The following is a 23,500-nucleotide window of genomic DNA, read 5'->3' as shown; positions in this document are numbered from 1 at the left end:
CCTATTTTTGCACATCATGCCGGACCGGCATAATGGTTCCTGCTGTAAAAATATACTGCAGTGCACTCTCACTGGTAATGTCTAAAACTATTATATCCTTCTTAGGTACCAGAATATTAAAGCCGTTGGTTAAATTAAAACTCATCGGAACATAGACACAGACATGTTCTCCGTCCAAAGCTTCCGCCATCGGTTCGGAAAGTTCCGACATAATAAAGCCGATTGACTTTGCCCCCGGATGAGGATAAGGCACCAGAACAGCCTGTTTAAACAGATGCTGTGATTCAAAAACAGCCGTAGATAATTGTTTGATGCTTTTGTAAATAAACTTTACTATGGGAATGGAATCCAGCAATCGCTCGCCAAATTCCAAAAGACGTTTCAATATCCAATACGAAGATAGCCAACCCGTCACAACCAGCAGGATGACCACCGTAACAATCCCGATACCAGGAAAATGTACCGGCAGATGTCGTCCCAGCAGATCTTCGGCCATGGAAAAAATCTGTACAACAACAAAAGCGGTAATGGCAATGGGAACAATCACAATCAAGCCATTGATGAAATATTTGGAAATTCGATTCATAAAAATACTCCTCTTTACAAATGATACCATCTATCCTGATTGCGGTCAATAAAGAGAAATGACTACCTGCCAGGTAGTCATCAGAATCTTTCTATGCCGTCCGGTTATTCATAGCCAAAATTCCGCAATGAACTGTCCCGGTTACGCCAATCCTTTTTCACTTTAACCCATAAATCCAGAAAGCTTTTCGAGCCAAGCAGATTCTCAATATCTTTTCTGGCCGCATGACCAATCTCTTTTAGCAATTTGCCGCCGGCACCAATGACAATGCCCTTTTGTGATTCCCGCTCCACATATACCACAGCCCTGATATATAAATCGTCATTAGGTCGCGTAGTAATTTCCTCAATATCCACGGCTATGGCGTGGGGAATTTCCTCTCTGGTAACGTGAAGAATCTTCTCTCTGATCAGCTCGGCAATAACCAGCCGTTCCGGCTGATCGGTCAGCATATCTTCAGGGTAATACTGCGGCCCCGGTTTTAAATGTTTTTTTATCTCGTCTGTCAAATGATCAAGATTAGTATGTTCCAAGGCAGAAATTGGCACGACCGCCGAAAAATCAAAGCAATTTGTATATTGGGTAATAATCGGCAAAATATTGTTTTTGCTGATTTGGTCAATCTTGTTAATTACCAGAATCACCGGCGTCTTAACCGTTTTAAGTCTCTCCAGGATATACTGCTCCCCGGCACCCAGTTCTTCAGTGGCATCAACAACAAAGGCAACAACATCTACTTCATGCAAGGTATTTTCCGCCGTTTTGACCATATACTCACCCAATTTATGCTTAGGCTTATGTATGCCCGGCGTGTCAATAAACAGAATCTGAGCGTCCGCCAACGTTAACACACACAAAATTTTATTGCGGGTGGTTTGGGGCTTATCAGACATAATCGCCACCTTTTGTCCAATCAGACTATTCATCAAAGTGGATTTTCCCACATTAGGACGGCCAATAATGGCGACGAACCCCGATTTATATTCTTGTTTTTCAGCTACTTCTCTCATTCCGGATTCCCCTTTTGAAGAACTTGCTACAGTTCTTGCTTCTTCTGATACTTTCACTATGTCAGTCTCCTGTCTTCATATATCATTAGGACTTCTGGTAATATTAAGCGCCGCCAAGACCCGTTCTTCCTCCAGCCTCATAGTCTGGCGCTCCAGCTCGTCCTCATGATCAAAGCCCAGTAAGTGTAACATGCCATGGACGGTCAGATAAGCCAGCTCACGTTCCAGACTATGCCCGAATTCACCGGCTTGCCGCTCGGCCGTTTCCAAGGAGATGATGATGTCACCCAGCAGCAGTTCCTCCGGACCATCAATAATATCCGGTTCATCGCCTTCATTCAAGGCAAATGAAAGCACGTCCGTAGCCCGGTCTTTCCCACGATAATCCCGGTTAAGCTCCCTGATATAAGGATCATCGGCCAGAACAACACTCACTTCGGTTTGTGGTGCCAGGGCATGTATTTCAGCTGCTTTTTGCAGCACAGCCGTCACGGTGTTCTCCAGTTGGTCCGTTACTTTCATCTTTTGCTGGAGATTGCTTATTGTTACTTCCATTTTTATACTTCCTCTTCTCTAATTCTTTTAGCGTATCCGGATATTCGATCCGGGTATGAAACATACTGGATAAGACCCGGATAAACACATCACCGATGATATTCAAATCCTTTAAAGTCAAACTGCACTCGTCCAATTGTCCGTCATGCAGTCTTTCCCTGATGATCTTTCTAACCATCGCCTCAATCCGGTTCAAGTTGGGTTTGGCTATGGAACGAACCGCGGCTTCGCAGCAATCGGCCAGCATAATAAGCGCCGCCTCCTTAGTCTGCGGTCGCGGCCCCTCGTAGCGAAAGTCAGCTTCCACAATGCATTCACTATGATCTGTTTCGGTGGCCCTGTTATAAAAATACGATACCAACGTTGTCCCGTGGTGCTGTTGAACAATATCAGTGATCACTTGCGGTATCTTATAGTCCCGGCATAAATCAATTCCGTCTTTAATATGGGAAGTTACGATTAAAGTGCTCAAAGAAGGAGCAATTTTTTCATGGGGATTATCAATTCCCACTTGATTTTCAACAAAAAAGTAAGGACGTTTGATTTTTCCGATATCATGGAAATAAGCACCAACTCTGACGACCACCGGATCGGCGCCAATACTGTCGGCAGCTGTTTCCGCCAGATTACCGACTAAAACGCTGTGATGATAGGTCCCGGGAGCATCCAGCAGCAACCGTTGCAGCAGCGGATGATTAGGCCGGGTCAGGTCCAGCAGTTTGATGCTGGTAGTGATATTAAAGGCATGTTCCAGATAAGGCAATAACCCAATGGTAATAACGGCAGATATAATCCCGCTAACTACTCCCTGCAAGCCTTGAAAGAGGACCTGTGAAGGATTAACCTGTTTAATAAAACCGGTAGCCAGAATGACAATGAAATTAACCGCTGCAATCCAAACACCCGTTTTAGTCAAACTATAGCCATGGGTCACCTTAGACACACTATATACGCCAACCATGCTGCCAATTAGAGCAACCGACACGGCACGTAGATCCTGATCTACAATCACTCCGAACAGCATGGCTGCCGTCACCCCGGTGAGCAACCCAACTCTGGCATCAATAAGAATAGACGCTAAGAGAGCACCAGCCGCCACAGGGGCTACGAAGTCAGAGTAATAATGGGCCGTCTTACCTAACAGCAAGGTTAACAGGATGATCAGTCCCAGTAAGGCCAACTGCAAATCATTTTCATATACCCCACGGGAAAATTTATACAGATAACCCATGACCAGCAGCATGACCAGCAACACAAACACAGTCAGACCAAAAACCCTGATCTCACCAACTTGTCCTTTGTATAAGCCAAGCTCTTCCATTGCCTGGATCTGGTCGGCCGTAACCACATCGCCCTTTCTGACTAGGATTTGTCCTTGTTTTACAGTCTCCCGCACCGGTTCAATACTATTTAACGCCGACTGCTTACGCTTGTCGGTTTCGCGCACATTCAAAATAAAATTAGGCTTTAACAGTTGCTGCGTGATGCCGGCAACGGCCGCCTCCATATGTTTGTTAAGGCCCAATTCCTCTGTTTCGATTACAATATGCTTTCTGGCAAGGTCAATATCATCATCGCGGATTCCACGCTGAAAATATTTATGCAGCAATAATTTAACCTGTTCCTCCGCTTTTACCAAGTCCACTTCATTAAGTTGAACCAACCCGGCCACCGCGGTTTGCGGCAGACTGACCGGCATATTGGCGGAAATCTTTCCCATCTTCCCTTCATCCGTTTTTAACGAGGTGTCAGCCAGTGTCGAACGGGCTATCAGGAAGATGGCCGCTACACTCTCATCCGCTTTGGCCATGATCGAAACGTCCAGATCATACACGTTGGCAATACTGGAAAGTACCTCTTCTTCCAAATGCTTGGTTTTTACCGTATCTACATAAGAAACGGTACGGGGAGCAAGAATATCGCGATCACTAACTTGTCCAATTTGGAAAGAAACTTTATCGGAAACAAAATCGGCCGATAAAACGACGGTAAACACGAAAAAAAACGCCAACCCAAGTACCATACGACGAATGATGGGTTTTGCATATGTACTCGTTGGTTGAAGAAAAAAATCCCGTAACTTGCTATTATTAAGTGACAGCATGTGTTTCACTCCAATATCAGGTTTTGCCTTCTCCCATCTCATACCTGTCATACGCTTTAACAATCCGACTTACTATCTCATGACGGACAACATCACTTTCCGTCAGGTTCACCAGCGTAATTCCGTCAACATTGCGGAATATCTCTTGCGCCTGTTTAAGACCGGAAACCGCGTTATGCGGCAAATCAATCTGTGTGATATCGCCTGTTACAACAATTTTAGAGCCAAAGCCCATCCTGGTTAAAAACATTTTCATTTGCTGCGGCGTCGTATTTTGCGCCTCATCCAATATTATAAAAGAATCATTTAGTGTACGGCCGCGCATATATGCCAGCGGGGCCACCTCTATGATATTTTTCGCCATGTATTTTTGAAAGGTTTCATAGCCCAAAATATCCTGCAAAGCATCATATAAGGGCCTTAAATAAGGATCAATCTTTTCTTGCAAATCTCCCGGCAAAAAGCCAAGTTTCTCGCCGGCTTCGATGGCCGGGCGGGTCAAAATAATTCTTTCCACCTCTTTGTTTTTCAAGGAAAATACTGCCAAGGCAACAGCAATATAAGTTTTCCCTGTTCCGGCAGGTCCTATTCCAAATGTTATATAATTGCTCCTTATCGCCTCGATATAAGCATGCTGCCCGATGGTTTTCGGCCTGATTTGCCGTCCCTTCGCCGTAGTCATAATCGTATCGCCAAACATCCTATGCAAAGATTCCAGCTTTTTATCCTCCAACATACGGATAGTATATTTTATGTCATGAGAGGATAAGGTATTTCCTAAACGGCAAAGATACCTTAATTCTTCGAACAGATTGAAAATAATCCCGGTTTCCTGTTCATCGCCCCGAATGACCACTTCAGCCCCGCGAGCAGTTATTCTATCCGGAAAGTAGGAATTGATAATACGGAGATTTTCGTCATGCCGTCCTAGTACGGCAAGCGCCTCCGTAATATCTGTAAATTGAAAACGTTTTTCCGTTATCCCTGTTTCATGTATTGACTGCAAAGATACTTTTCCTCCTTGATTACTGTGCAATATTTATGTTCTGCCCGATATCCTCAATGGCTTCCACACTTACTTTAACTCGTACAATTGCCGTATCCGGTGTATTGATTACGGCAATATCACGGGACAAAATCTGCGCCGACTCGGGAATGACCGTCTGTATAGCCGACAGCGCTTTGCTCTTGGCACGGTCACGGGCTTCTTCAAAGGTATATTCTCTGTGGGAAACCTGCAGTTCATGATACACCTTTATGGTAGATTCGACAACAAAGCCGCTATTCCTCCATCCAGGCAGCTTTTTATAGATCGTCTGTTCTTCAAAGGACGAATATTGCTCCGGGTGAGGCTCCCGAACGGTAACCTGAGCATTGCCGATTTTCAGGTAAACGCCGATATCTTTTTTCCCGGTGCGGGTATATAAGTCCTCCGCCATATCAGCCTCACCGTAACTCTCATACCAGACCCTTCCCTTCACAATGCCTTTCGCTTTTGTCAATTGTATAGTATGATCCGCCCCCCCGGAATTTACTACACCATCTTCTTTGTTTTCCGGCGGCGGTACAATGCCCCGGATAAGTACATCACCCGGTTTTACCGTATCATCCTTTTTTACCTTAGGTTGTCCGTTCAAGACAATAATTTCGGTAATTACTGCATCTTTTGCCGCTACAATATCAGCCGGCGATTTGTCTTCCTGTTGCGGCAAGGTTTTTTCTACAATCTCAATGACAGCCCGTGTGCCGGTATAATTAATCCCGACCCAGGCAATTTCGGGAATCTCCAGCATAAGCTGGTTTTCGATCTCCTGCAACCGCTCTTTGTCCTTTATATTACCGGGACTGAGTCCATGCTGGCGAGCAATGTCCGTAATCCGTTCTGACGGTATTGTTTTAACTCCCTTAACATCGACAAACCAGATATGGGCCGTCAAAAAATTCAAGGTAATAAAAAAAAGCAGCGCTCCCAGAGCAATCATTTTGCGCCGCTTTACTCTTTTAGCAACAAAAGGAAATCCGTGGCAACCAACCACTTTAATGTGATTACGGGTTTTCCTTACCAACCTGCGAATACGTAAAAAGTCGGCCAGTTGCAAATAAGCATACATGCTGGACTCGTCGCTTTTTATATTCCATAAAAGAATACCTTCGGTTATACACAAATTTATGAACTTCTCCGGCATTGGTCCATTAATGCGAATGATAACATGACCATTAAGGTATTTTAAGAAACTAAGTGTCATACCGAATGACCTCCACGATACCTTCCAGCAAGATTTGTTCAACCTGCAAGTTACCCAGCACCATATCCGCTCCCGTTACTACCAGTTCTCCCTGATTCAATTTTATTCTTACTAACGAAGGGGTATATTGTATAATTCCCCGGTGGTTTTCAACCAAAAGTTGTTTATTACCTAACATGGTAATACGGGGCAGATCCATGACGATATCTTGCGGAATATCCAGCAGACCGGCTAGTTTTTGTAAATGACCCCGCTTATTGCGCAACAGTATCCCTCCTTCCACCCCTATAAAATGTATGCGCATCCTTTACGTTTCATTCTGAGGAAGGCTTGGCAAACCGTATAGCGGACATAAATAAAAAGCGTGAGACAAATCACGCCTTTTAAAGAATTGCCGATTTAATTAGCCTGCCGGTCTAACGAGAGATTTTTCTCTGGAAAGGAAGCAAAACAGCAGAAATAGTTAAGCTATTTCAGATTTTACTGATGCAGCCCCAAGTGGAAAAATATCCGACGGAGCACTGAGTAAATTAATCAGTAGTTTCTCAAGAAAGTGGCAACGCCCCAGTCAGCGGATTAACCGCAGGCAGTTGAAACCGTTCCATAAAGTTTTCAAATTTGTGAATTTTTACCGGAGCAGCAAACCGCATGTAATTGGTTGCCAGAATCATTTCGCCGCAATCCAGGTTCTTAATTTCATTTCGCTGCTGCAGAATATCTTTCCGGCACATGGCCTCCAGCTTGCCCCGGTCGGCCTTGGAGGCCAAGCCTAAAATAAACAGGGTATTTAACTGGGATAATACCTTATCCGCCAATAGCCTCGGCTGCTGATCAACTACGCACATCCCCAGATTGAACTTTCTAGCTTCGCTTACTAATCTTGCAAATACATTATTGTTCGCCACTTCTTTTTTCCCCAGAAAACGGTGGGCTTCTTCCAAAACAACCAAGACCGGCTTCGCACTCATTTTGGCCTGCTCATCCTTACCGGAATAATGTTGCAGAAGCTTCTTGGAAAGAAAGGTTGATAATGCTTGCTCACCAACGGGAGAAATATTTTTAAGCTCTACCAACACAACCTTCCCCGACTCCAGTTCCTGCAATATCTGTGGCAAGGTCCGTTCTTGCTGTTCTGCAATATTCAGTTCCTTTTCTAAATTCCAGCAAAGGCTTTTTATTTTGTTGATTGTCCGGGAATTAAATTTTTGTCCGGTGCTGCCTGACAATTCTTCCACAATATCAGCCGTATCATAATTGAGAATATATTTCATCCAGTTTTCCTGCCAGATAGCATGCATCTTGTAGAGTGCATCCAATTGCGCCTCGGTGAAGCTGCCGCAAGCCAATATGTCATCAGGCTCTATCTCCTCATAAGCAATTTTGAATTTCGTTGCCGCTTCATTTGCCGGGTTGGTATTGTATATTGCCAGCCTGTCTTTGACCAGCGGGTGGACAGCCAAGTCCTTGTAATATTCATTATGGACATCAAAGATCAACAGTCCGTAATGATCACTCTGCATAACCGAGCTGGCTAAAACCTTTACCAAATTGCTTTTGCCGGAGCCAGTGGTACCGAAAATACCGATATGCTCGGTAATAGCTTTGTTGCCATAAATTCCGACAGGCAGGTCCATCACACTTCGTCCGGATTTTAGCAAACCAATTTCCAAATCACCCTTCATTTCATCTAGCAAGGCGCTGTCTTCTCCACTTAGCGAATGCACTTCGCAAAAAAAGTTAGGGCAGGTTTTGGGATTTAATAGTTGCCCCTGCTGATCCACATAACACAGTTGCTCCGCCATGGCTATTTTTACCGTATGATTGCCACCTAAATAAAAATCTAATTCTTCCTGATTGGCAACCTGACCGTTCTCATCCAGTTTGCTCATCAAGTAACCGACTCCGTTTACTCCCGACCAGCGTGATTTGACTTTAAAATCATAAGCTCTAATGTAAAAACGGTCCTGGCTTTGTCCCTCCACGACCAGTATGTCCCCAAAATCCACATCTTGGTTAGGAGCCACGACAAACTCCACATAGGTACCTTTGGCATAAGTAAGCCTTCCCTTGTATTGTGCCATGGACTTATCTCCCTTCGTAAAAAGTTGCCGATTTATCTTTTATTGTGCATAAAATACAAAAAAAAATAACAGGTTTAATTTTCCCTGTTATTTTTAAAAATCTATCTTCTTTTTTGACAGATCGGTCTGTAGGCACGGGGCTTTTGCAATATCTCGGAATAGATAACCGCCTGTAGCAGCATATTCCTATCAACGGACAAGCTCGGTACAACACCTGTCGTCTTGTCGGTGCTGGCTAAGGATACGGCCGTCTGAGGTATAACAACCTCAGGGTAGGCAGGTAATACCGCCGGTTTGCTGCCTTTCACCGGCGGCCCAGACGGCATATTGGCCGGCGGCGCCGGTTCGGGAATTTCCGGATATTCATATTTCTTTGGTTTTCCCCGGCGTAAAAGCTCCGGAAGCAGATAGAGCACCAGCATGAGCAGAATGGGTATTATGATATCCATAATTACTCTTTCCTCGGCTCATTGCTTTTTACCGAAGTCTGCAGCGGTTCAACCTTGCCAATCGTCTCACGCATCTGCGTATCGGCAATAACATTATTCATATTATAATAATCCATGACACCCATTCGCCCTTCCTGAAGAGCCGCCGCCAAGGCATGAGGAACTTCAGCCTGGGCTTCCACGACCTTAGCCTGCATTTGTTGGGTATAGGCGCGCATTTCCTGTTCTTTGGCAACTGCCATTGCCCGCCGTTCTTCAGCCTTGGCCTGGGCAATTCTTTTTTCCGCCTCTGCCTGGTCGGTCATGAGTTCGGCCCCGATGTTCCGTCCCACATCCACATCGGCAATATCGATGGATAATATTTCAAACGCCGTACCGGCGTCCAGTCCTTTGGATAACACCGTCCTCGAAATATGGTCGGGATTTTCCAAAACGTCCTTATGATCTACCGAGGAACCGACGGTTGTGACAATCCCCTCGCCAACCCGGGCAATGATCGTAGCTTCGCCGGCACCGCCGACCAGTCTGTCAATATTCGCTCTCACGGTAACTCTGGCCTTTACCTTCAACTCAATGCCGTTTTTCGCTACCGCCGACACAATAGGCGTCTCAATGACTTTGGGATTAACGCTCATTTGCACGGCTTCCAACACATTACGTCCAGCCAGGTCAATGGCTGCCGATCTTTCAAACGGCAGGGGAATCTGCGCCCGGTGAGCGGCGATCAGAGCATCGACGACTTTGTCCACATCACCGCCGGCCAGATAGTGAGCCTCCAGTTGATTTACCTGAATATCCAGACCGGCCTTATTCGCCTTGATTAGCGGTAAAACGATTTGAGACGGTGGCACCCGGCGCAACCGCATGCCAATTAAGGTAAAGATCCCGACCCGTACGCCGGCCGCCAAAGCCGATATCCATAAACCCAGCGGCACAAAATGCAAGAATATGCCAATTCCCATAATAATTAACGCCAGAAAAAATAAAGGACCGATTAAAGATGTCATTCATTCATCTCCTCTTCATTAATGTTTGGTTAAGCGAACCACCATACGGTTGCCCGTGGTTTCGATGACCGTCACTTCCAGTCCCGGCTGAATAAAATCTCCCTCCGAGACTACATCCAGAACAGTTCCGTCAATTTCGATTCTCCCGGCCGGGCGTAAAGCGGTCAGCGTCTTACCGGTTTTCCCCTGATACGCCGAATGGTCATTGCCGCTTATAAAGCCGGCCTGCCCGGTTTCCGCTTCCCGCAGCACCAGTTTTGTCCACAGCCGGCTGGACGGCAACCGCCTGACGATGACCAGGAACAAACCTATAGCCAGTAACATACTGATAAGAATGCTATAAACAGCCGTATTACCGGCACCGGCAAGCAAATACACGCCGGCAAACAGGCTGAGCGTACCGGCAGCTGCAAAAATACCGGTACCGGCTACAAAAAACTCCGCGCCCAGCAGCAGCAGCCCCATAAGCAGCAATAATGCCTCCAGCCAGCCGGCATAACCTAACAGCCATTGACCGGTGAATAAAAGAGAAGCTGACGCCACGGCAAGCAGACCGGCTACACCGGTACCGGCGGTCTTGAACTCAACGAGAATGGACAAGAACATAACCGTCAGCAAAAAAAACTTCACCGCAGCCATAGACAACCATCCGCCGGCATAATCCTGCCAGTTGACGGCATATTCCCGTAAAGGACTGTCCTGCAGACCATAGTGGGTCAGTACTGCCGTGCGGTCAGCGGCGATCATTTCAGCATAGCCTACTGCCACTGCCTGAGAATCGGTCAGTGAAAGAATTTGCCCTTGTCCGGCATACCCCGGATATCCCATAGTTTTATCCACCATAGCTTCAGCAATCCGCGGATTACGTCCGTGCTTTCCCGCTGTGGCGGCAAATTCGGCCTTTAGTGCCGAAATATTTTTTTCGGTGGCGGGAATCGGCTCGGCAGCCCCGATACTGCTGCCTTGGGCCATCACAATATGCTGATGAGCCAGGCTAATCAGCGCGCCGGCCGACCAGGCGCGGTTTTTCACAAAACAAATGGTGCGTACCGGCATGCTATCAATCATATCCCGCATTTTGACCGCCGAGTCGACCAGACCGCCGAAAGTATCCAATTCTAAAATAACCGCTGCCGCATTTTTATCGCGGGCTTCCGTATAAGCTCTATGTAAAAGGGCTACCTGGGTTTCATTAATCTCCCCCTGCATGACAACAACGACAACGGAAGGCTGTTCGTTCTGAGCACTCACCGGGACAAACATCGCCAGACAAAGCATAAACAAGATCAACCATACTGTTCGCATCATCTTACAGTCCTTTCCCCAGCCTCACACCCACTCAGGTCTCTAAGTAGGAGAAACTTGGTAGAGTCTAATTCTTCATATACACAATCACCCGCACGTTGCCATACCGACAGCCTGCGTGTGTCCTAGCGGGTAAATTAAAATCCGGCACAATGGTTGTACCGGATTCATTTTACTGATTTAACAGCTCTCGTACTATAGAATTTACTAACTTTCCATCGGCGCGTCCCTTAATCTTGGGCATGAGCGCAGACATAACTTTCCCCATATCCTTCGGACTAGCAGCATTCGTTTCAGCAATCGTTTCAGTTACCACTGCACGAACTTCAGCTTCATTTAATTGTTGAGGAAGATATTGCATCAACACGGCAACTTCCTGTTCCAGGTTATCAACTAAATCTTGTCGGTTGCCTTTCTGGAACTCTTCAATTGCGTCCCGGCGCATTTTTACTTCTTTCGATAAAACATCCAGAACTTCGCTTTCGGAAAGCTCTTTCTTTTGATCAATCTCAACATTTTTTATATTAGCACGCACCATACGAATTACCGAAAGGCGCGTCTTGCCCGCTTCCCGATCCTTCATGGCCTGCTTCATATCTTCTGCTAACCTATCCTTAAGATACATGTAGATACCTCCGAAACACTGCTATTAAGCTTTAAATTTACGTTTCCGTGCCGCTTCGGATTTCTTCTTGCGTTTTACGCTAGGTTTTTCATAATGCTCGCGTTTTCTAACTTCGGCAAGAGTTCCCGCCTTTTGACAAGTACGCTTAAATCTGCGGAGTGCACTATCAATTGTTTCATTTTTTCCTACCTTGACTTCTGACATCTGATCTCCCTCCCTCCACTTGACCATTACGGGGAAGTGTATGACGTTCATATACACCTAAATATTATACACTAGCAATTTGCAGATTGTCAATATTAACCTGGGGGCCATTTCATAGACCTACCGCCAAGAATATGGTAGTGCAAATGATGCACCGTTTGTCCGCCATGTTCCTTGGTATTGATAACAACGCGGAACCCGTCTTCGGCTAAGCCAAGTTTATTGGCTAAAACCCCGACAGTAGCGGTAAGATGACCTAATAACCCCACATCTTCCGGACCTGCCGCCAGGAGGTGTTCCAGATGCTTCTTCGGGATAAGCAAAACATGAACCGGAGCAGCCGGGTTGATATCCTTAAAGGCAATAACCTGCTCATCCTCATAAATAGGTTCGACGGGAATTTGTTTTGCCGCTATTTTGCAAAAAATACATTCTGTCTGCATACAGCACCTCCCCTCCGGCGATTTTAACCGTCTCGTCATTATTTATTTCTGTAGGCTTACGGCAATATCCTGCAAAAAAATAAAACAGCGTAGCTAATTCTATACAATGACACCCCATAGGCCGTCACGATAGGTTGCTTCGATCCGAACTTGGCTGATTTTTCCCTTTACCTCCTGCGCCCCTTTAGCGTATACGCGAACATAATGATCTGTCAGCCCTTCTACAATATCTGTTTTTTTATTTTCAAATAGAACCTGCACATCCTGACCGATATACTGTTTATTATATAACGCAGCCTGCGCCGCCGCCAATTCCTGGAGGGCCTGAACACGCTGTTTTTTTATGTCTTCACCAACCTGGTCAGGATAATCCGCGGCCGGTGTCCCCTGCCGCTTGGAATAGGGAAAAGTATGAACTCTGGCAAAGCCCATACTGCCGGTAAAATCCAGCGTCTCCGCAAATAAAGCGTCCGTCTCTCCCGGGAACCCGACAATAATATCGGTTGAAATAGCAACATCCGGTATTGCTTCACGAATATCGGCAATAAGCGCGCGATACTCTGCTGCTCGATAATGACGGTTCATTGCCCGCAAAATAGTATCGCTTCCAGACTGGAGCGGCAGATGTAAATGATGGCAGAGCCGGCCATCCTGCTTCATAATCGCAATCAACTCATCCTCTACTTCGATGGACTCCAGAGATCCCAGCCGCAAACGGACAAGTCCGTCCAAGTCAAGAATGGTCTTAACGGCATCGACCAAACTGTGGTTATTGTCACGTCCGTAGGCGCCCAAGTGAATGCCTGTTAACACAATTTCCTTGAATCCGGCCTGAATCAAGCGCACGGCCTCCTGCCGGACGCTGGTGAGCGGCCTTGATTTGAGAGCGCCTCTGGCGTAGGGAATAATGCAGTAAGTACAAAAATTAGTGCAGCCATCCTGAATCTTCAAAAACGCCCGCGTCCGGCCGGGAGCTTGCAGCAACGGCACATCCTCAAATTCTGTCGACGTCATGACATTCCCGACAATATTAATTCGTTTCTTAGACTGTGCGGCCTCACCGACCAGTTCTACCACGCGCCGCCGATCCTTGGTGCCGATAATGACATCCACACCTTCTATAGCCTCCACCTGTTTCGGTGAAACCTGTGCATAGCAGCCTGTTACCGCAATAATGGCTGCCGGATTATTTTTCATTGCCTTGCGAATTAGCTGCCTGGATTTTTTTTCCCCCAGATGAGTGACAGAGCAGGTATTGATTACATACACATCGGAAAAATCATGGAAGTCAACAACGTCATAGCCTTCGAGCTTAAACAGACTTTCCATAAGCTCTGTTTCATACTGATTCACTTTGCAGCCTAACGTAGTAAATGCAACCAGCGGCACCTAATCACCTCCCATGTCGCCACATTCATACATAACAATCGAAAGGGCGGCAACCGGTGCCGTTTCGGTACGCAAAATGCGCGGCCCCAGCGTAATAACCAAAGCGCCCAGACTCCGGCATAATTGAACTTCGTCGGGAGTAAAACCGCCCTCCGGTCCGACAATAATTGTATAGCGGAGGCTGTCCTCCTGGCGTAAAACCTGTTTTAATGTGGTGTCGGCCTGTCCTTCATATAACAGAAGAACCTTGCTCTCTTTATCGATATGCTGGAACAGTTGATCTAAATCCTGTACAGCCTCCACAACGGGAACCTGCAGCCGCCCCGATTGTTTCGCCGCCTCGGCGGCAATTTTTTGCCATCGACTGACCCGTTCTGCTTTTTTCTTGGCATCATAGCGAACAACGGTATTCTGCGAAATAACCGGAATAATACTGTCCGCACCAAGTTCTACAGCTTTTTGCACAATATAATCCATTTTATCGCTTTTCGGCAGGCACTGCGCCAGCGAGACTCTTACCGGCGATTCTTTTTCTTCCTTGATTATTTCTTCCGGACAAAGCCGAATGCGATATTCCTCCACCTGTTGAATCACCGCAATCACAGCCTGTCCATCCTCAGCAATTAGCGTAACCCGTTCGCCCGGTTTCATACGCAAAACGCGGCTCATATGATAAGCATCCGGGCCGGTAATGGTTACTGCCGCCCCTAACTTGCCCTTAAGAAAAAAGCGGCGCATGTTAGACGCCTCTCTTTCTCATCACCATAGCAACCCAGCCGCCATTTTCGACAACCTTTTCCACAATAAAGTTCTGTTCAATAGCAGCCGCCGTTACATCACTCAATCGCTCAACAATAATCCCGCTGGCAATAAAGCACCCATCCTGCTTAAGCTTAGCCGGGATATCATTTAGTAAATGAATAATGATATCGGCAATAATGTTTGCCACAATGACATCGGCCTGACCTTCGACCCCGGTTAGCAAATCGCCCCGCGCAACAGATACCAGGTGCTCGACCTGATTGATTGTTACATTTTCCTGAGCCACTCGCACGGCAACCGGATCAAGATCCACAGCTTTAACACTTTTGGCGCCAAGCTTGGCAGCCGCTACCGCTAAAATTCCTGAGCCGGTCCCAATATCAAAGACCACCGATCCTTCACGCACCACTTCCTCCAGGCATTGGGCGCACATCATCGTAGTGTGGTGCGTTCCAGTGCCAAAAGCCATGCCCGGATCAAGTTCAATGACAATATCATTGGGGATAGCCACATAGTCTTCCCAGGAGGGCTTGATAATAATCTGTGGGCTGATCCGCGTAGGATGAAAATATTCTTTCCAGGAAGACTCCCAGTCTTCTTCCTGAACTTCTTTGCAGGCAATCGCACCTTTGCCCTTATCAAGGTTATGGTTTACCAGTTCATTAACCCGCTGTTCAAATGAGGCCAGCTTATCGTCCAATTCCTCGTTCATCGGCAAGTAGGCTTTCACAGTAACGGTTTCCACATCAGTTTCCTCGGGAATGTCGCAATAATCCCAGGCTCCCGCGCGCCGGTAGGCATTAACCAGCTCAGGATCTTCAATGACAACCCCGCTGGCTCCTAAATCATGAAAAATATTAGCTACCGCCTCGGTAGCCTCATGTGTCGTCTGGATACTGATTTCAGCCCACTTCATACAATCAATCGCTCCTTATATCCGTATGCTGTTAGTACCGTGTAAAATACAGTGTGCACTTTAACAGACTGCCTTCATACGCCAAACACATCTTTTACTTTTTTAAAAAAGTTTTTCTGCTCCGGATTTATATTTTCGCCGCCTAACTTGGCAAACTCTTGCAATAAAGTACGCTGGCGCTCATTCAGCTTCTGCGGGGTCAGAACTTTAACCCGGACATGCTGATCGCCGCGGCCATTGCCGCGCAAGTGGGGAATCCCTTTTTCCTTTAGACGGAATATCGTTCCCGACTGCGTGCCTTCGGGAATGCGCAGCTTCACTTTGCCGTCCAGGGTAGGCACATCAATTTCATCACCCAATGAAGCCTGGACAAAGCTGATTGGTACTTCACAAATTACTTCGCTGCCTTCACGGGCAAACAATTTATGCGGTTTTACGAAGATATATACATATAAATCACCCGGCGGACCCTTACGAACACCGGCTTCGCCCTCGCGAGCGATCCGCAGCCGCGAGCCGTTATCTACGCCGGACGGAACTTTGATTTTAATCTTACGCTTGTTGCGCACTTTTCCACGGCCATGGCAATCCCGGCAAGGAGTCTGAACAATTCTGCCTTCACCGTTGCAACGGTCACAGGTACGCACATTGACCATCCGGCCAAAGGGCGTATTCTGCATCACCTGAACTTGCCCTGTTCCTTTACACTGCGGGCAAACTTCCGCCTGTGTTCCCGGCGCCGCTCCGGAGCCCTTACAGGTATCGCAGTCTTCAGTACGCGGAATCTGTACTTCTCGTTCCACACCAAACGCCGCTTCTTCAAAGGATATTTCTAAATCATACCGCAGATCGGCACCTTTTTCCGGACCGGGCTGACGTCCGCCAAACCCAGACTGACCACCAAAAAACATATCAAAAATATCTGAGAATCCACCACTGCCGCCAAATCCGAAATCCCCGCCAGCATTTCCTCCCCGGGCGCCATCAAACGCAGCATGACCAAACTGGTCATACTGCGCTTTGCGTTGGGGGTCAGATAATACTTCATAAGCTTCATTAATTTCCTTAAATTTAGCTTCCGCTTCTTGTGGATTATCACGATTGACGTCAGGATGGTATTTGCGGGCCAGTTTACGAAAAGCCTTTTTTATTTCATCGTCCGATGCCGTTCTAGGCACACCCAGCAATTCATAATAGTCTTGTTTACTCACGGCACACCATCCTACACTATTTACTTGAAAAGTAATTATTTTTTGTCTTCGTCCACTACCTTGTATTCGGCATCTACAATTTTCTCATCCTGTCCGGCACCACCTGGCGCGCCGGTTCCCGGAGCCTGAGCACCGGCTCCAGCCGCATCGGCCTGGCTATAGGCTGCAGATGTCATCTCATACAACGGTTTGGTCAATTCTTCTGTGTCGGCTTTAATTTGTTCTATATCGGTACCTTTAAGCGTTTCTTTTAGTTTGTCGGCTGCTTTTTGCACCTTCTCAACCAACGCTTTATCGGCTTTATCGCCCATATCCTTAATCGTTTTTTCGGCCTGATACACTAGGGAGTCAGCATTATTGCGCACTTCCACTTCTTCTTTGCGCTTTTTGTCTTCCGCCGCATGCGCCTCGGCCTCGTTAACCATGCGCTCAATATCGTCCTTGCTCATACCGCCAGAAGAGGTGATCGTGATTTTCTGTTCCTTGCCAGTTCCCATATCTTTCGCTGAAACATGGACGATACCGTTGGCGTCAATGTCAAAGGCCACTTCAATACGGGGCACTCCACGCGGTGCCGGCGGAATATCGGAGAGTTCAAAACGGCCCAGAGTTTTATTGTAAGCGGCCATTTCCCGCTCTCCCTGCAGCACATGGATGTCAACGGAAGGCTGATTGTCTGCTGCAGTAGAGAAGACCTGACTCTTTCTAGACGGAATGGTAGTATTGCGGTCAATAATTTTAGTAAACACACCGCCCAGCGTCTCAATACCCAAAGACAGCGGCGTAACATCGAGAAGCAGGACATCCTTTACGTCACCGACTAAGACACCTGCCTGAATAGCAGCGCCAACGGCCACACACTCGTCAGGGTTTACGCCGCGGTGCGGTTCTTTGCCTAAGAAGCGTTTGATCGCTTCCTGCACAGCCGGAATACGGCTGGAACCACCCACCAAAATGACCTTATGAATTTCGCTTGGCTGTAAACCGGCATCGGTCATAGCCTGACGAGTTGGACTCATAGTAGCTTCCACCAGATCGGCGGTTAATTCATCAAACTTAGCTCTGGTCAAATTGATGTCCAGATGCTTGGGACCGGTTTGGTCCGCGGTGATAAACGGCAGGTTGATATTGGTCGTTAACACGCCGGAAAGTTCAATTTTTGCTTTTTCTGCAGCTTCTCTAAGCCGTTGGGCGGCCATCCGGTCCTGCGACAAATCCACACCGGATTCTTTCTTGAATTCACTAATCAGCCAGTTCATGATTCGTTCGTCAAAGTCATCGCCGCCTAAACGGTTATTACCGTTAGTAGCCTTTACCTCAAACACACCGTCGCCTAATTCGAGTATGGACACGTCAAAAGTACCGCCGCCCAAGTCAAACACAAGAATGGTGTGATCTTCACCTTTGTCCAGCCCGTAAGCTAACGCCGCCGCCGTCGGCTCATTGATAATCCGGAGCACTTCCAAACCGGCAATCGTTCCGGCATCTTTCGTAGCCTGACGCTGGCTGTCGCTAAAATAAGCTGGCACGGTAATAACAGCCTGAGTTACCGTTTCTCCTAAATATGCTTCGGCATCAGCTTTGAGCTTTTGCAGCACCATGGCCGAGATCTCCTGGGGCGTATAATCTTTATCGTCAATACGGACTTTATGGGCCGTTCCCATATGGCGTTTAATGGAACTAATCGTGCGATCAGGATTGGATACGGCCTGACGTTTTGCCAATTGGCCGACCAAACGCTCCCCGGTTTTCGAAAAGCCGACAACCGAAGGAGTAATCCGGCTGCCTTCCGCATTAGCGATAACGACCGGCTCGCCGCCTTCCATCACGGCAACCACTGAGTTTGTAGTACCAAGGTCTATTCCAATAACTTTTCCCATTGCAAATACCTCCTAAGTTTTGTATGTAAAATTTTTAATTGCTTACCACTTTTACCATGCTGGGACGAACCACTTTGCCTCGGACACTATACCCTTTTTGTAGTTCCTCGGTAATCGTCCCGTCCGGCTGCTCCGGATCTTCTACCCGCATAACTGCTTCATGCTGCTGCGGATCAAAAGGCTTGCCAACCGCCTCAATGGCGGTCAGTCCGACTTTATCCATCACACCGGCAAACTGACGATAAATCATTTGAACACCGGCTAGTACGCTTGCCGCATCCTGCGCGACAGCACTTTGCAGAGCCCGCTCGAAGTTATCGATGACCGGTAGAATCTCTACCAGTATATTCTGGGCAACAATATTGGATAATTCCTCTTTTTCCTGCCGGGTCCGGCGCTTAAAATTCTCAAAATCCGCCTGCAAACGTTTGAAACGGTCGATTTGTTCATTGACCAATTGATTCTTTTCTTCCACCAAAGCCAACAAGCGTTCTACTTCCGCTTCACTGGCTGCGCCAGTCCCGGCAGCTTCGTCACCCTCAACGGTTTCCTTTTCTTCTGCATCTAAAACCAGTTCCTGCTCGCAGCCATTGGCTTCCTTATTTTCCGACATGTATAATTTCACCTCACCTATATAGTAGCCTACTCAAAAATCGGATGGGTCCTGATCTTTAGAGGCGGCATTATCCTCTCGCTTCTTGATAATGGTATCAATCCGCAGAATAGCTATAGCCACTTCGCCGGCCGCCTTAACGGCATGAATCTTTACCGGTACGGGGTCTACGACACCTAATGACAGCATATCGGCAATCAAGCCTGTTTCACAATCAATAGCCAGGCAATCCTGGCCGGTTCCAACTTGCGCGGCTACTACTTCCTCCACCTTTTCCAGCGGATTATAGCCGGCATTCTCGACAATTTGGGCCAGTGGGTGCTTCAGGGCATTGACCACACAATCCACGCCATAAACAGCCATCCCCTTGACCCGAGTGCGCGTCTGCTCCAGGGCGCGGGCCACAGCCACTTCTATCGCGCCACCGCCGGGAACATACCCACCGGTTGTCGCTGCCTGCACACTGGAGGCCGCGTCCTTGGCAATTCGCTCCCTTTCTCCCGCAACCTCCTGGGTTGATGCGCCGACCAAAATGGTTGCCATCGGTTTCCCCTGGCCGCCAACAACGCGTAGCTGCTCCAGTTTTTCATCTTCATAGACCTTCTCGGCATATCCAATGTATTTAACAAGCTCACCCGCTTCTTTTTTCAAACCGGTCCGCTTAATCATTTTAGCTCCGGTATGATCGGCCGCCCGACGCAGTTCTTTTGCCGCAATCCGCTGCACCACCAAAACCCCTGCGTCGGTCAGTATTTCTTCAGCATCGGCGTGAACACCACGATCAACTAGAACGACATTAATATTTTGCTCGACAATTTTTAATATATTGGCACGAAATTCATTCTGCAAATCAAGGTACCGCCTGAATCCCGCCTCGGTCCCCAAAGCCTCGTCACCGATATTTTCCGGTTCAAGGGCATCATCAATAATCAGGATTCTCGCATTGTCCATGGCTTGCGGCATTTCTTTATTCATCCGTTCTTTGTCAATGACAACCCCCATAAACACTTCATTGTCGGCTCCAACCTTTGCCGTAATAATTTCCGACAGTCTAAAATGTTTATCCTGTAGCTTGGGCGAACCGATTAAACGGGCCGCCTGAACTACCAGTCGCGCAATATCCTCGTATTCGCGGCCGGCAACCATGGCAATATTATGCAAAATCGGCTGTTCCAGTTTTTCTATCGGTAAACTTCGCTGCGCCAATTGTTCAACCGCATATTGGACGCCGAATCGGATTCCCTCAATAATCCGGGCTACAGGCACACCCCGCAGGACCTGATTTACTCCTTCGGCCACCAAAGCGCCGGCAATCAGCGTAGCCGTTGTCGTTCCATCGCCCACTTCTTCCTGCTGAGCCTTGGCAATATTAATCAGCATTTTAGCCGCCGGATGATTAACATCCATTTTATCCAAAATGGTGACACCGTCATTGGTAATGATCACACCGCCTGCCCGGTCCACCAGCATGGTATCCAGCCCCTTGGGACCTATGGTTCCCTCGACAGCCGCCGTAACAGCCCGGACGGCGTTGGAGTTAGTTACCAGGGCGGTCAACCGTTCATCAACGTCTGAACCACTCCCGGCCTGCTTTACATTCATCGTTCGTCCTCCTATGTATATGGCGGAACAGCCGCCATCATACTGGTCTACGACAGACCAGTATCATACAAATTACACCTTGTATTTCTTCAATATTTCACCTAAATGGCTGTGCATAAAATCAAGAATGCTGATAATCTTTCGATATTCCATCCGTGTCGGTCCTAAGACAGCCACGGTGCCGACAATCTGACCGTCCAGGCGATAGGTGGCCTGCACAACACTGCAATCCTGCATTCCGGTATACTTATTTTCCTGACCAATAGTGATGATGACACCGTCGTCTTCTTTCTTTTGCAAGATATCGCAGAGCAAACGCTCTTCTTCCAGCATGGTCAACAGGCCTTTGATTTTGTCAAGGTTACGAAACTCCGGCTGATTCAGCATTTGCGTAGTGCCACCCAGATACACCTTTTCATTTTTCTCGGCAAACAGTGCTTGTTTGATCATAAGCAAAGCCGTATCCAAAAATTCTTCGCTCGGCAAAAGCTCCTGTTTGATTTGAGTCAGCAGTGAAGTCTGAATCCGGTCAAAAGGCAATCCTGCCAGACGACTGTTGATGCCTTCGGCAATTCTTTGCAAATCCTTTAATGAGGTTCCCGGCGGCGTATTCATAATCTTGTTTTCTACAAAGCCGGTATCGGTTACTACCACCAAAATCACGCGACGTTCGTCCAGCGGCAGAAACTGAATATATTTAAAGACATATTGCGAAAGCTGCGGCGCCAATACCATGGAAATATTTCGGGTCATCCGGGAAAGAATCTTCGCCGTTTCCTGAAATACTTCTTCAATACGCTGCACCTTGGCATGATACCAGTTATCAATCAAACTAATCTCACGTTCCGATATGGTCTGCGGTTCAATTAAACAATCTACATAAAAGCGGTATCCCTTAGCCGATGGGATTCGCCCTGCTGAGGTATGGGGCTGTTCAATGTAGCCTAATAGCTCAAGATCGGCCATTTCATTCCGGATAGTGGCCGGACTTATTCCCAAGCCATATTTGCGAGCAATTGTTCGTGAGCCAATAGGTTCAGCGGTGGAAATATAATCATCAATGATTGCCTGCAAAATTTTACGTTTACGCTCATCTAACATAACTCCACCCCCATTGTTAGCACTCAGTCTCATAGAGTGCTAATATCTATTAAAAAAATACCACTCCTTACGCCAACTGTCAAGATAGCAACTGGGGTTTGTTTGTAAATTAACGAAATGATCTTAGGTGCGTGATTTTTGCGCCAAATAAGACAACATGTTACAGGAATAGTGGCCCTTACTTCAAAACATGGTAACGAAGTACGGCACAAAAACACCGTCAGGGCGTTTCGGATAATTTACAAACAAGCCTCTACTAAGTATCCGGTAAAAAAGCGCCAAAAACCACATTTCCGTACTTCATCCCCAGTTCTGTCAGGCGTACGTTTTTTTCTGTTACCTCGAGCAGTTTCTGCCGGCGGAGCGCAGTGATAACCTTATTATATTGACTAAAGAAATCTGCCGCAAAGCAAGTATTAAACTCAGGGATATGTACGCCGTTACTGGTTCGCAGCGCTAAAAAGGTAAATTCAGCCATGGCCGTCTCTCTATCCAGTTTTTCCACAACCGCTACAGGAAATTCCTGCTTTTCTCCACCAGTACTGGAAAAGAAGTCGATATATCGCTGCAGGTCAACGGTATTCGCCAGCCTCTGACCGTCAAAAAAAGAATGGGCCGCCAGGCCTAATCCCAGATAAGGCTGGTAATGCCAGTATTTTAAATTGTGACGGCATTCCCAGCCCGCCGGGGCATAATTGGATATTTCATACCGTCTAAAGCCTCGAGCCGGTAAATAATGCACAGCCAGCTCATACATGGCCTCTTCGATCTCTTCCTCGGGCAAAGCGAGCCGCCCCTGCTCATGTAGCGAAGCAAAGGGCGTCCCCTCTTCGATTTTCAACCCATATACCGAAAGATGCCGGACGCCCATACCGATAGCACGGTCGATGCTTTCCTGTAAATCCTGCACTGTCTGTTCCGGCAAGCCGTACATCAGATCAACATTGATATTGTCAAATCCCGCAGCCTGTGCCAGTTCTACGGCCCGGGCTGCCTCTGCCGCCGAATGAATCCTGCCGATTTGAGGCAATAAGCGCTCCGCAAAAGTCTGTACGCCAAAACTGATCCGGTTGACACCCTGTGCCTGCAAGGTCTGCAGCTTAGCCCTGTCCACCGTCCCCGGATTGGCTTCTATCGTAATTTCCACTTCGTCGCTCAGTCGATAGTTTTCCCTTAAGCAGCTAAGAATCTGGTTTAGCAGGTCCTGCGACAACAGGGTTGGCGTGCCGCCGCCGATAAAAACGGTATCAACCACGGCATGGGAGAAAATACCGCTCCGGCCAGTGGCTTCCCGGCACAAAGCGGTAATATAAGTGGAATATAGCTGACTATCAGTGGTAAAGGACGGAAAATCACAATACAAACATTTCTGGCGGCAGAAAGGTATATGAACGTAAATGCCCAGTTTCAT

The 23,500-nt window shown here is 47.3% G+C and carries 23 protein-coding genes; all 23 read right to left on the bottom strand.

The genetic code is table 11. The features are described 5' to 3' along the window. Position 1: 1 nt before the first annotated feature. The 23 genes from F3H20_RS01110 to hemW all read right to left on the bottom strand — a co-directional run bounded on the left by F3H20_RS01110 (position 2) and on the right by hemW (position 23,500). A complete protein-coding gene (locus F3H20_RS01110; RefSeq protein ID WP_149733147.1) occupies positions 2-586 on the bottom strand; it encodes a DUF502 domain-containing protein in 585 nt (194 codons plus the stop codon). Between the two features lie 104 nt (positions 587-690). Continuing rightward, on the bottom strand, positions 691-1,596 hold the full coding sequence (gene era / locus F3H20_RS01105) for a GTPase Era (protein WP_149733146.1): 906 nt from the start codon (positions 1,594-1,596) through the stop codon (positions 691-693). Positions 1,597-1,671: 75 nt separating this feature from the next. Further along, complete coding sequence (gene ybeY, locus F3H20_RS01100; protein ID WP_223191562.1) at positions 1,672-2,118, bottom strand: rRNA maturation RNase YbeY; 447 nt, start codon at positions 2,116-2,118, stop codon at positions 1,672-1,674. Further along, entirely contained in the window at positions 2,060-4,255 is a 2,196-nt protein-coding gene (locus F3H20_RS01095; protein ID WP_149733144.1) for an HD family phosphohydrolase, read from the bottom strand. The genes ybeY and F3H20_RS01095 overlap by 59 nt, the downstream gene beginning before the upstream one ends. 16 nt (positions 4,256-4,271) lie before the next feature. Then, a complete protein-coding gene (locus F3H20_RS01090; RefSeq protein ID WP_223191550.1) occupies positions 4,272-5,261 on the bottom strand; it encodes a PhoH family protein in 990 nt (329 codons plus the stop codon). A gap of 19 nt (positions 5,262-5,280) precedes the next feature. Continuing rightward, a complete protein-coding gene (gene yqfD / locus F3H20_RS01085; protein WP_149733143.1) occupies positions 5,281-6,501 on the bottom strand; it encodes a sporulation protein YqfD in 1,221 nt (406 codons plus the stop codon). After that, positions 6,491-6,766, bottom strand: a complete 276-nt coding sequence (gene yqfC, locus F3H20_RS01080; protein ID WP_091743532.1) for a sporulation protein YqfC — start codon at positions 6,764-6,766, stop codon at positions 6,491-6,493. Before yqfC ends, yqfD begins: the two co-directional genes overlap by 11 nt. Positions 6,767-7,046: 280 nt before the next feature. Continuing rightward, positions 7,047-8,582 carry an ATP-binding protein gene (locus F3H20_RS01075; RefSeq protein ID WP_149733141.1) on the bottom strand — a complete coding sequence of 512 codons (1,536 nt, stop codon included), beginning with the start codon at positions 8,580-8,582 and terminating at the stop codon, positions 7,047-7,049. Positions 8,583-8,683: 101 nt separating this feature from the next. Then, on the bottom strand, positions 8,684-9,031 hold the full coding sequence (locus tag F3H20_RS01070) for a hypothetical protein (RefSeq protein ID WP_149733140.1): 348 nt from the start codon (positions 9,029-9,031) through the stop codon (positions 8,684-8,686). Positions 9,032-9,033: 2 nt separating this feature from the next. Next, on the bottom strand, positions 9,034-10,038 hold the full coding sequence (gene floA, locus F3H20_RS01065; protein WP_149733139.1) for a flotillin-like protein FloA: 1,005 nt from the start codon (positions 10,036-10,038) through the stop codon (positions 9,034-9,036). A gap of 18 nt (positions 10,039-10,056) precedes the next feature. Further along, the gene (locus tag F3H20_RS01060) at positions 10,057-11,346 is read right to left on the bottom strand and encodes an NfeD family protein (protein ID WP_149733138.1); all 1,290 of its coding nucleotides are present in this window, start codon (positions 11,344-11,346) and stop codon (positions 10,057-10,059) included. 169 nt (positions 11,347-11,515) lie between these two features. Further along, positions 11,516-11,968, bottom strand: a complete 453-nt coding sequence (locus F3H20_RS01055; RefSeq protein ID WP_091743537.1) for a GatB/YqeY domain-containing protein — start codon at positions 11,966-11,968, stop codon at positions 11,516-11,518. Positions 11,969-11,992: 24 nt separating this feature from the next. Then, positions 11,993-12,172, bottom strand: a complete 180-nt coding sequence (rpsU, locus tag F3H20_RS01050) for a 30S ribosomal protein S21 (RefSeq protein WP_019553266.1) — start codon at positions 12,170-12,172, stop codon at positions 11,993-11,995. Positions 12,173-12,267: 95 nt separating this feature from the next. Beyond that, a complete protein-coding gene (locus tag F3H20_RS01045; protein ID WP_149733137.1) occupies positions 12,268-12,615 on the bottom strand; it encodes a histidine triad nucleotide-binding protein in 348 nt (115 codons plus the stop codon). A gap of 99 nt (positions 12,616-12,714) precedes the next feature. After that, positions 12,715-14,004 (bottom strand): tRNA (N(6)-L-threonylcarbamoyladenosine(37)-C(2))-methylthiotransferase MtaB, encoded by a 1,290-nt coding sequence (gene mtaB, locus F3H20_RS01040; protein ID WP_149733136.1) that lies wholly within the window; start codon positions 14,002-14,004, stop codon positions 12,715-12,717. Next, positions 14,005-14,742: a 16S rRNA (uracil(1498)-N(3))-methyltransferase gene (locus F3H20_RS01035; protein ID WP_149733135.1), complete on the bottom strand. Its 738-nt coding sequence runs from the start codon at positions 14,740-14,742 to the stop codon at positions 14,005-14,007. It lies immediately after the preceding gene. A 1-nt stretch (position 14,743) separates the two neighbouring features. Next, positions 14,744-15,682: a 50S ribosomal protein L11 methyltransferase gene (prmA, locus tag F3H20_RS01030; protein WP_149733134.1), complete on the bottom strand. Its 939-nt coding sequence runs from the start codon at positions 15,680-15,682 to the stop codon at positions 14,744-14,746. Between the two features lie 74 nt (positions 15,683-15,756). Next, positions 15,757-16,893 carry a molecular chaperone DnaJ gene (gene dnaJ, locus F3H20_RS01025; RefSeq protein WP_091743542.1) on the bottom strand — a complete coding sequence of 379 codons (1,137 nt, stop codon included), beginning with the start codon at positions 16,891-16,893 and terminating at the stop codon, positions 15,757-15,759. Between the two features lie 35 nt (positions 16,894-16,928). Further along, entirely contained in the window at positions 16,929-18,773 is a 1,845-nt protein-coding gene (gene dnaK / locus F3H20_RS01020; protein ID WP_149733133.1) for a molecular chaperone DnaK, read from the bottom strand. Positions 18,774-18,807: 34 nt separating this feature from the next. Then, a complete protein-coding gene (gene grpE / locus F3H20_RS01015) occupies positions 18,808-19,386 on the bottom strand; it encodes a nucleotide exchange factor GrpE (RefSeq protein ID WP_149733132.1) in 579 nt (192 codons plus the stop codon). 33 nt (positions 19,387-19,419) lie between these two features. Next, a complete protein-coding gene (locus F3H20_RS01010) occupies positions 19,420-20,988 on the bottom strand; it encodes a TCP-1/cpn60 chaperonin family protein (RefSeq protein ID WP_149733131.1) in 1,569 nt (522 codons plus the stop codon). 72 nt (positions 20,989-21,060) lie between these two features. Further along, the gene (gene hrcA / locus F3H20_RS01005) at positions 21,061-22,089 is read right to left on the bottom strand and encodes a heat-inducible transcriptional repressor HrcA (protein WP_091743546.1); all 1,029 of its coding nucleotides are present in this window, start codon (positions 22,087-22,089) and stop codon (positions 21,061-21,063) included. 256 nt (positions 22,090-22,345) lie between these two features. Beyond that, a complete protein-coding gene (gene hemW, locus F3H20_RS01000) occupies positions 22,346-23,500 on the bottom strand; it encodes a radical SAM family heme chaperone HemW (RefSeq protein WP_149733130.1) in 1,155 nt (384 codons plus the stop codon).

This window comes from Propionispora hippei DSM 15287 (assembly GCF_900141835.1).
GTDB lineage: Bacteria > Bacillota > Negativicutes > Propionisporales > Propionisporaceae > Propionispora > Propionispora hippei.
This window is presented reverse-complemented; position numbering and strand designations above follow the sequence as displayed.

Coding starts and splice junctions, on each gene's coding strand:
- F3H20_RS01110 (WP_149733147.1), bottom strand. CDS start 586: ATGAATCGAATTTCCAAATATTTCATCAATGGCTTGATTGTGATTGTT.
- era (WP_149733146.1), bottom strand. CDS start 1,596: ATGAGAGAAGTAGCTGAAAAACAAGAATATAAATCGGGGTTCGTCGCC.
- ybeY (WP_223191562.1), bottom strand. CDS start 2,118: ATGAAAGTAACGGACCAACTGGAGAACACCGTGACGGCTGTGCTGCAA.
- F3H20_RS01095 (WP_149733144.1), bottom strand. CDS start 4,255: ATGCTGTCACTTAATAATAGCAAGTTACGGGATTTTTTTCTTCAACCA.
- yqfD (WP_149733143.1), bottom strand. CDS start 6,501: ATGACACTTAGTTTCTTAAAATACCTTAATGGTCATGTTATCATTCGC.
- F3H20_RS01075 (WP_149733141.1), bottom strand. CDS start 8,582: ATGGCACAATACAAGGGAAGGCTTACTTATGCCAAAGGTACCTATGTG.
- F3H20_RS01070 (WP_149733140.1), bottom strand. CDS start 9,031: ATGGATATCATAATACCCATTCTGCTCATGCTGGTGCTCTATCTGCTT.
- floA (WP_149733139.1), bottom strand. CDS start 10,038: ATGACATCTTTAATCGGTCCTTTATTTTTTCTGGCGTTAATTATTATG.
- F3H20_RS01060 (WP_149733138.1), bottom strand. CDS start 11,346: ATGATGCGAACAGTATGGTTGATCTTGTTTATGCTTTGTCTGGCGATG.
- F3H20_RS01055 (WP_091743537.1), bottom strand. CDS start 11,968: ATGTATCTTAAGGATAGGTTAGCAGAAGATATGAAGCAGGCCATGAAG.
- rpsU (WP_019553266.1), bottom strand. CDS start 12,172: ATGTCAGAAGTCAAGGTAGGAAAAAATGAAACAATTGATAGTGCACTC.
- F3H20_RS01045 (WP_149733137.1), bottom strand. CDS start 12,615: ATGCAGACAGAATGTATTTTTTGCAAAATAGCGGCAAAACAAATTCCC.
- F3H20_RS01035 (WP_149733135.1), bottom strand. CDS start 14,742: ATGCGCCGCTTTTTTCTTAAGGGCAAGTTAGGGGCGGCAGTAACCATT.
- prmA (WP_149733134.1), bottom strand. CDS start 15,682: ATGAAGTGGGCTGAAATCAGTATCCAGACGACACATGAGGCTACCGAG.
- dnaK (WP_149733133.1), bottom strand. CDS start 18,773: ATGGGAAAAGTTATTGGAATAGACCTTGGTACTACAAACTCAGTGGTT.
- grpE (WP_149733132.1), bottom strand. CDS start 19,386: ATGTCGGAAAATAAGGAAGCCAATGGCTGCGAGCAGGAACTGGTTTTA.
- F3H20_RS01010 (WP_149733131.1), bottom strand. CDS start 20,988: ATGAATGTAAAGCAGGCCGGGAGTGGTTCAGACGTTGATGAACGGTTG.
- hrcA (WP_091743546.1), bottom strand. CDS start 22,089: ATGTTAGATGAGCGTAAACGTAAAATTTTGCAGGCAATCATTGATGAT.
- hemW (WP_149733130.1), bottom strand. CDS start 23,500: ATGAAACTGGGCATTTACGTTCATATACCTTTCTGCCGCCAGAAATGT.